Origin of the sequence: Neobacillus drentensis (genome assembly GCF_036962765.1) — a bacterium.
Lineage (GTDB): Bacteria > Bacillota > Bacilli > Bacillales > Cytobacillaceae > Neobacillus > Neobacillus drentensis_C.
Genome location: NZ_JBALOS010000057.1, coordinates 19,395 through 27,313 on the forward strand (window position 1 = coordinate 19,395; position 7,919 = coordinate 27,313).

At 36.4% G+C, this 7,919-nt stretch carries 7 protein-coding genes; all 7 read left to right on the forward strand.

What is annotated here, in order from left to right; genetic code table 11:
- A partial coding sequence (locus V7137_RS08945; RefSeq protein WP_335697758.1) for an ABC transporter permease occupies nucleotides 1-803 on the forward strand: 803 nt, incomplete at its 5' end.
- A gap of 15 nt (nucleotides 804-818) precedes the next feature.
- On the forward strand, nucleotides 819-1,706 hold the full coding sequence (locus V7137_RS08950) for a carbohydrate ABC transporter permease (RefSeq protein WP_335697759.1): 888 nt from the start codon (nucleotides 819-821) through the stop codon (nucleotides 1,704-1,706).
- A 121-nt stretch (nucleotides 1,707-1,827) separates the two neighbouring features.
- Nucleotides 1,828-3,438: a sugar ABC transporter substrate-binding protein gene (locus V7137_RS08955; protein ID WP_335697760.1), complete on the forward strand. Its 1,611-nt coding sequence runs from the start codon at nucleotides 1,828-1,830 to the stop codon at nucleotides 3,436-3,438.
- Between the two features lie 184 nt (nucleotides 3,439-3,622).
- Nucleotides 3,623-4,231, forward strand: coding sequence for a YesL family protein (locus tag V7137_RS08960; RefSeq protein WP_335697761.1), 609 nt, complete (start codon nucleotides 3,623-3,625; stop codon nucleotides 4,229-4,231).
- Nucleotides 4,232-4,328: 97 nt separating this feature from the next.
- Nucleotides 4,329-5,669: a glycoside hydrolase family 30 protein gene (locus V7137_RS08965; RefSeq protein WP_335697762.1), complete on the forward strand. Its 1,341-nt coding sequence runs from the start codon at nucleotides 4,329-4,331 to the stop codon at nucleotides 5,667-5,669.
- Nucleotides 5,670-5,712: 43 nt separating this feature from the next.
- Entirely contained in the window at nucleotides 5,713-7,047 is a 1,335-nt protein-coding gene (locus V7137_RS08970; protein WP_335697763.1) for a glycoside hydrolase family 30 protein, read from the forward strand.
- 19 nt (nucleotides 7,048-7,066) lie between these two features.
- Nucleotides 7,067-7,876: an alpha/beta hydrolase gene (locus V7137_RS08975; protein ID WP_335697764.1), complete on the forward strand. Its 810-nt coding sequence runs from the start codon at nucleotides 7,067-7,069 to the stop codon at nucleotides 7,874-7,876.
- The last annotated feature ends 43 nt before the right edge of the window (nucleotides 7,877-7,919 follow it).

Consider the following 7,919-nt stretch of genomic DNA (forward strand, 5'->3'; position numbering starts at 1 on the left):
TAATTGCATTTAAGCACTATACGGCTTTAGACACCTTTAGTACAGCTCCATGGGTTGGGTTTGAAAACTTTAAAATTATCTTGTCAGATCGATATTTTTGGGATGCAATGGTGAATACATTAGGGATTAGCTTTTTGAAGTTAGCTATTGGATTTGTGGCTCCAATTATTTTAGCCATTATGATTTATGAATTACACGACGGTCCCTTTAAAAGATTCATGCAGACAGTTTCCTATTTACCTCACTTTTTATCTTGGATTGTTTTAGGCGGAATGTTAATTACTTGGTTTTCTACAACAGGTTTATTTAATCAAATGTTAATGTCAGTGGGATTATTAGCAAAACCTCAAAATTTTCTGTTAGATGAAGATAAATATTGGTTGATTGCTACTTTATCAGATGTTTGGAAGGAAGTTGGATGGGGAACGATTTTATATTTGGCGGTAATGTCAAAAATTGATCCTACATACTATGAAGCTGCTAAGATGGATGGTGCTACTCGCTTCAAGCAGATTTGGCACATTACAATTCCCATGATGAAAAATATTATCAATTTAAATCTTATCCTATCTGTAAGCGGTATCTTTGGGTCAAATTTAGATCAAACATTAGTCTTAATGAATTCGCAAAACCAGGCAAAAGCAGAAGTACTTAGCTCATATGTTTATCGAATTGGGATGACCCAAGGAGATTTCTCTTATGCAACGGCTGTTGATCTAGGGATGGCAATTGTTGCCCTTATTCTTTTAGTTACATCACATAAAATAACTAGCAAACTAAATGATAATCAATCGGTCTTGTAGAAAGGAGGTATAACCATGAAACGATCAGTAGTAAAAGAAGATATTAATAGTCGGTTATTTAATCTATTCAATGTGATTTTAATGGTTATTTTCACCATTATTATTATTGTCCCCGTCTGGAACGTACTAGTTTCATCTTTTAGTTCAGGGAAATCATTAGCTAATGGTGGGTTTGCGTTTTGGCCTAATGAATTTTCGATTGAAAATTATCAGGCTGTTTTTAGAGATGACAGCATATGGCAGGCATTTTTCATTTCAGTTGCTAAAACCCTTATTGGAGCGAGTAGCCACGTATTATTTTGTGCAATTGTAGCCTATAGCTACAGTAAAAAACATCTAAAAGGACGTAAGCTATATTCCGCTATAGGGATTATTACGATGTTCTTTGGTGGTGGAATGGTTCCAACTTATTTGTTAATTAAATCATTAGGGCTTTTAAATAGTTTCTGGGTGTACATTATTCCAGCACTGTTTAGCTTTTTTGATGTCATTATTTTAATGAATTTCTTTCGAAGTATCCCTGATTCCTTAGAAGACTCCGCTAAAATGGACGGGGCAGGAGATTGGAAAATTTTCTCAAAGATATTTTTGCCACTATCTAAGCCAGCCTTAGCCACGATTGCGTTGTTTAACGGAGTAGGGCAATGGAATGATTTCTTTACTACTAAATTGTACATCACAGACAAAGCACTCTACCCATTACAAATGAAGATCTATGAGATCATCGTTCAATCTCAAATGCATACCATGCAAAATATTGGTGGATCGGTTGTCCTTGAAACCACAGCCAAGGGAATTCAATTAGCGACTATTGTGGTTGCAACCCTGCCAATCCTTGTTATTTACCCATTATTACAAAAACATTTTATCTCTGGAATGATGTTAGGTGCAGTAAAAGAATAAACATGTATTTTCAAACGAGTATAAATATGATTTTGAGGGGGTGTTAAAAATCGTAGAATTGCTGTGAAGTTGTAGGAAATTCATAGTTTTATAAGGTTGTAATTTAAAAGGAGGAAGTTTAATGAAGTCCAAACTGCTATCGATTCTTAGTAAAAGTATGATATTTTTGTTAGCGCTTTCATTCATTTTAACAGGATGCTCTGCAACTACAAGTAATTCAAGTAGTGCTACAAAAGGAAAAGCAGGATATACCCTTGATAAAAATACACCCGCTTGGAAACTAGATAAAAGAAAAAAAACAACCACTTTAACTTGGTATGTAAATGCTGATTGGTGGAATACGGATTATGGGCACGACTTTGTAACTAAACAGATAAAAAAAGATTTGAATGTTAATATCAAATTCATAACTGGCGATGACACGAAGCTAAATGCTCTCTTCTCCAGCGGTGATATACCGGACATTATTTCGACATTTGATTCTACGTCACAAGTATCTAAAAAAGCAAATACATGGGCATTGCCACTACAAGAATTAGCTGCGAAGTATGATCCATACTTTAATAAAGTAGCATCAAAAGAAACAATGAATTGGCACAAACTAGCGGATGGTAAGACCTATGGTTATACGGACTTCTCTAATACTCAAGCTGATTATGATAGTGGTAGTATTCCTGCAACAACAGCATTTATTATTCGTAAGGATGTCTATGAAGCAATTGGTAAACCAGCAATGAGAACACAAGAAGAATTTGAAAGTGCTATGATGAAAATCAAAACTCAATTCCCTAAATTAATTCCATTTTACCCTGGTGAATCTACTGGGGATGTGTTACAAGATTATCTTGGAGTTCCAATAGAAACGAAAGATGGTAAATTTTATGACCGTAATTTAGATGAGGATTTTCTGACTTGGATCAAAACGATTAATACTGTCTATAAAAATGGCGGTATCAGTGATGATAGTTTTGCAGATGATGGGACAGCTTATTCGGAAAAGGTAAAGGCTGGTAAGTATGCATCCATGTTAGTAAGCGGACTCCCACAAAAAGGAGCAGATCTCCAATCCTTTATGACGGCCAATCCTGGAAAAGAATATATTGCCGTTGATGGACCGCAAAGTACGGTAGGAAATGAGCCCACTTTAAACCAATCTGGTATTACGGGCTGGATGGTAAACTTTATTACTAAAAATTGTAAAGATCCAGCAAAAGCAATGCAAATTTTCACTTACCTACTTAGTGATTATGGTGAAAAATTAACTACCTACGGAATCGAAGGACAAACCTACAAAGTAAATGCAAATGGTAAGATTGAATACCTACCTGAAGTGAAGAAACTGCGATTAGAAAATCCAGAAAAGTACAAAAAGGATTATCGAATGGGTGAATTTTTCTTCTTTGGTCACGATAAGTATACAGCATTAAGTGATGACTCGACCATAGAGGCAACTAAACAACCGCAAGCATGGGGAAAAGGCAAGTTAAAACCACATTTTATTTTAGAAGGTGCTGATCCAGATCAAGGAACACCAGAGGCTCGTGCTTTAAGTGCTGTTACAACTAACTGGGGAACAACTGTGGTTAAAATGATTCGGGCTAAAGACGATAAACAATTTAATAAACTTTTAGCTGATTACAAAACATTCCTAGCTCAAAATAACTGGGATAAAATTTCTAAAATTAGAAGTGAAAAAATGGAAATTAATCGTAAAAAATTAGGCATGAAATAAAGTGAGCGGGGGGGTTATTCCCCGCTGATTGTAAGGTTAACCTATCAGGCGTTTACGGGCCGCTTACCCCCACCTTGAAGTTCATTTGCTTCTCTCAAATTGTAGAGGTGGGGGTAAAAATCGCGTAAATGCGGTATTAAACTCTTCCGAATTAAATACTTATTGAAGGCGAGGAAAGAAATTCATGGAGAAAGTTTTTGGTATTGAAGGCAGGATCTTTTCAACTTTAGCAAAAATCTTTGACCTATTAATGTTAAATATTGTTTTTCTAATCGGTTGCTTGCCAATTGTAACCATTGGGGCTTCCATGACAGCTCTTTATTCAGTTACGTTGAAAATGGTTCGCGATGAAGAATGCTATGTAGTCAAAGATTTTTGGAGCAGCTTTAAAAAGAATCTAAAACAGAGCTCAATCTTTTGGTTAGCTGCCTTGTTTGGATTAACTAGTTTCATATTTTTGGCTCAAGCAATTGTTCATACAAATAATACATTGGTTCTTTTTCCATTATTATTTCTAGTAACTGTATCCGTATTAACCTTCATGTATGTTTTCCCATTGATTGCTAAGTTTGAAAATTCCAGTTTTCACATTTTAAAAAATGCTTTTTTTATGTGCCTTCACTCCACGGCTTATTCGATTATATTATTCATGATTACAATTTTCTTTGTAGGTCTTATTCCGATTTATTTTCCAAAATTACTGTTTATTTGGTTGTTTTTAGGCTTTTCTGGACCAGCATTTGTAAAATCATTCCTTTTTGAAAAAATATTTAATAACTATGTTAAAAAGTAGCTTAACATCAGCGACTTGAAAGCCAAGTGGTAGAGGTTATGTTTCAACTGGGAATTATTCTAGAAAGAGCGCTCATTACTATTATAGGGGGTATATTATGCAAGATCTTATTATTTACCAATCAAATGGAGAACAAGAATTATTTGTACAAAAAGTTGTTCAACAAGTAGAAGCAAGTCAATCAACAGTTGATAGTATTGTTGTAACAATTGATGAAACGCAAACATATCAAGAAATTGACGGTTTCGGTGCTTCTTTTACAGATTCCTCTGCCTATTTGATTCATCAAGTTTTGGACAAGGAACGAAGAACGGAACTGATGGAAAAGCTTTTTTCTCATGAAAAGGGAATTGGTTTATCTGTATTACGAAACCCGATGGGTGCATCTGATTATGCCCGTAAAATGTATAGCTATAATGATATTGCGGAGGGGGAAACGGACTTTCAGCTAGAACAATTTACAATAGCCCATGATCGAGACGATATTATTCCTTTATTACAGGAAGCATTAGCAATCAATCCTGCAATCAAACTGATGGCGTCTCCTTGGAGTCCTCCAGCATGGATGAAAACTAGTGGGTCAATGATTGGTGGCGAACTAAAGGAAGAATGTTATGAAGTTTATGCGGATTATTTTGTAAAATATATTCAAGCATATTCAGAACAAGGTCTTCCTATATATGCAGTCACTCCGCAAAATGAACCACTTTATGTACCGGGGCACTATCCGGGTATGCTCATGCTGCCGGAACGGCAAGCTGATTTTATTAAAAATTATTTAAAACCGAATTTCTCGAAAAATGGTCTGGAGACGAAAATTTTATGCTATGACCATAATTGGGATCGCCCAGATTATCCACTGGCAGTTATAGATGATGTTGGTGATGCAGTTGATGGAGTTGCTTGGCATTGGTATGGCGGGAAGCCAATAGCTCAACATCAAGTAAATATGGCGTATCCAGATAAAGAGGTTCATTTTACAGAAGGTTCAGGTGGAGAATGGATTCCAGCCTTTGAACCAGCCTTTTCTAATGTGTTAAGAACAGGCATTGAAATTTTACGAAATGATTCAAAATCCTTTGTGTTATGGAATATGGCATTAGATGAAGAAAATGGACCATCTGTACCTGGTTTTGGTCTTAGTACTTGTCGTGGAGTTGTTACGATAGAACAACAATCAAAGGCATTAACTTACACATTGGATTATTATGCCTTAGCACATTTTAGTAAATTTGTTCAACCAAAGGCAGTACGTATTGCTTCCTCTAGTAGTGAAGAGATTCGTTCAGTAGCTTTTAAAAATACGGATGGTTCAATAGTGACCATTTTATTTAATGATAGTGATGAAATGAAGGCTGTTCAATTAAAACAACAAGGGAATGAGATCTTGCATTGTAATTTGGCAGCCAAAAGCGCAATGACGATAATGAAAAAATGATAAGAATTTCTTAAGAATTTTTACTAATAAGGAGTAAATAAGTATGAATATAAAGCTGGTAACGACGACCTATCAAGAAGATATCAAAAATACTTATGAGAGTAGTAGAGAATTTTCCTCTGATAGAGGAGCTGAAATGAAAGTTGTTAACATTTATCCTGACATGGAGTATCAAACGTTTGATGGGTTTGGTGGAGCCATTACAGAGGCTGCCGGTTACACATTTTCCTTGATGAATCAAGATAATCAAAAAAGAATACTAGAAGCTTATTTTGGGAGTAACGGAAATCGTTATAATCTGGTTCGTACTCACATCGATAGCTGTGATTTTTCCGTAAGCCAATATGCTGCCATGGATGATCCCTCTGATACTGAATTCAACTCATTTAGCCTGGAGCGAGATGAAAAGTATATCATTCCCCTTTTAAAAGAAGCTGAGCAAACGGCAGGCAAAGCATTAAGTGTCATGTTGTCACCTTGGTCACCGCCTGCTTTTATGAAAACCAATGGACAAAGAACGGAAGGCGGATCCCTGAAACCGGAATATAGACAATTCTGGGCTGTGTATATTTGTCACTACATTAAGCAATATCGTAACAAAGGATTTTCAATTGATATGATCACCATTCAAAATGAGCCCAATGCCACACAGACATGGGATTCCTGCTTGTACACTGGTGAACAAGAAAAAGAATTTTTACGTGATTATTTATACCCTGTACTTGTAGACAATGGATTAGAAGATATTGAGGTCTGTGTTTGGGATCACAATAAAGAAAGAATGTTTGAACGTGCGTGTGAAATTATTGATGAAGAAACAGATAAAATGGTACAGGGCATAGCCTTCCATTGGTATACCGGTGAACATTTTGATGCGATAAAGCTGGTACATGAAAGATTCCCGGATAAGAAACTGATTTTTACTGAAGGATGCGTAGAATATAGCCGTTTTAGTGAAGCTGGACAGTTAGAAAACGCGCAAATGTACGCTTATGACATTATCGGAAATATTAATGCCGGTATGAACGCCTTTATTGATTGGAACCTCATTCTTAATAAAGAAGGCGGTCCGAATCATGTAAACAATTTTTGCGATGCTCCGATCATGTGTGACACAGAAAATGATATTGTACAAGAAAAACTTTCTTTCACATATATTGGTCATTTTAGTCGATATATTGAGCCAGGAGCCAAGAGAATTGCTTCTACAAAATATACGGATAAGCTAGATGTAGTTAGTTTGAAAAACCCCAATGGTTCCATTGTTATTGTTCTATTGAATCGTTCCCATGAAGAGGTTCCGGTTGCACTGCGATTAGGAGGACAAGTGACAGAGTTTTCTGTACCGGCAAGTTCTATTGTCACCGGTGTTATTTAAGGAAGAGGTGGAGCAAAAATTGATACATGAAATAATCGATATTCGTACAGAGCATTCTGAAGCCAAACTGTATACCTACATTATGAATAACTCTCCAGAAATAGATAGTAGTCGAAAACGTCCAACTATCATTATTTGTCCTGGAGGGGGCTACGAATTTACTTCTGATAGAGAAGCTGAACCCATTGCGATTAGAATGAACGCAATGGGATTTAACGCATGTGTTTTAAGGTATAGTGTTCGTCCGGCTGCTTTTCCGACAGCACTGCTAGAACTGTCAATGGCAGTAGCCCTTATCAGAAAAAATGCTGAACAATGGAATGTCGATGTAAATAAGGTCATCGTTGCAGGTTTTTCTGCGGGTGGTCACTTAGCGGCAAGCTTAGGTGTTTTCTGGCATAGAAGTTTCTTATCAGAAAGTTTAGGGATTTCAAGTGAAGAGATAAAGCCCAATGGAATTTTGTTGAGTTACCCAGTCATTTCTTCTGGAACGTATGCGCACAAAGGTTCTTTTAAGGCTTTGTTGGGGGGAAACTATGAGACGCTTTTACATGATGTCTCGCTAGAAAAACAGGTTTCTACAGATACACCGCCAACATTCCTATGGCACACCTATACAGACGATACCGTTCCTGTTGAAAATAGTTTTCTGTTTGCAGGAGCACTTTTGAATAATAAAGTCCCTTTGGAAATGCACATTTATCCGAAGGGGGTACATGGTTTGTCCCTTGGAACAGAGGAGACTAAGGGAAAAGATAATGAATTGACCCTACAGCCTGAAGTGGCTAATTGGATTGAGATGGCAGGACTGTGGGTGAAAGGACTTTAACAATAAAGGCTATTTTCGCATATATTATTGTTTTTCGTATAAG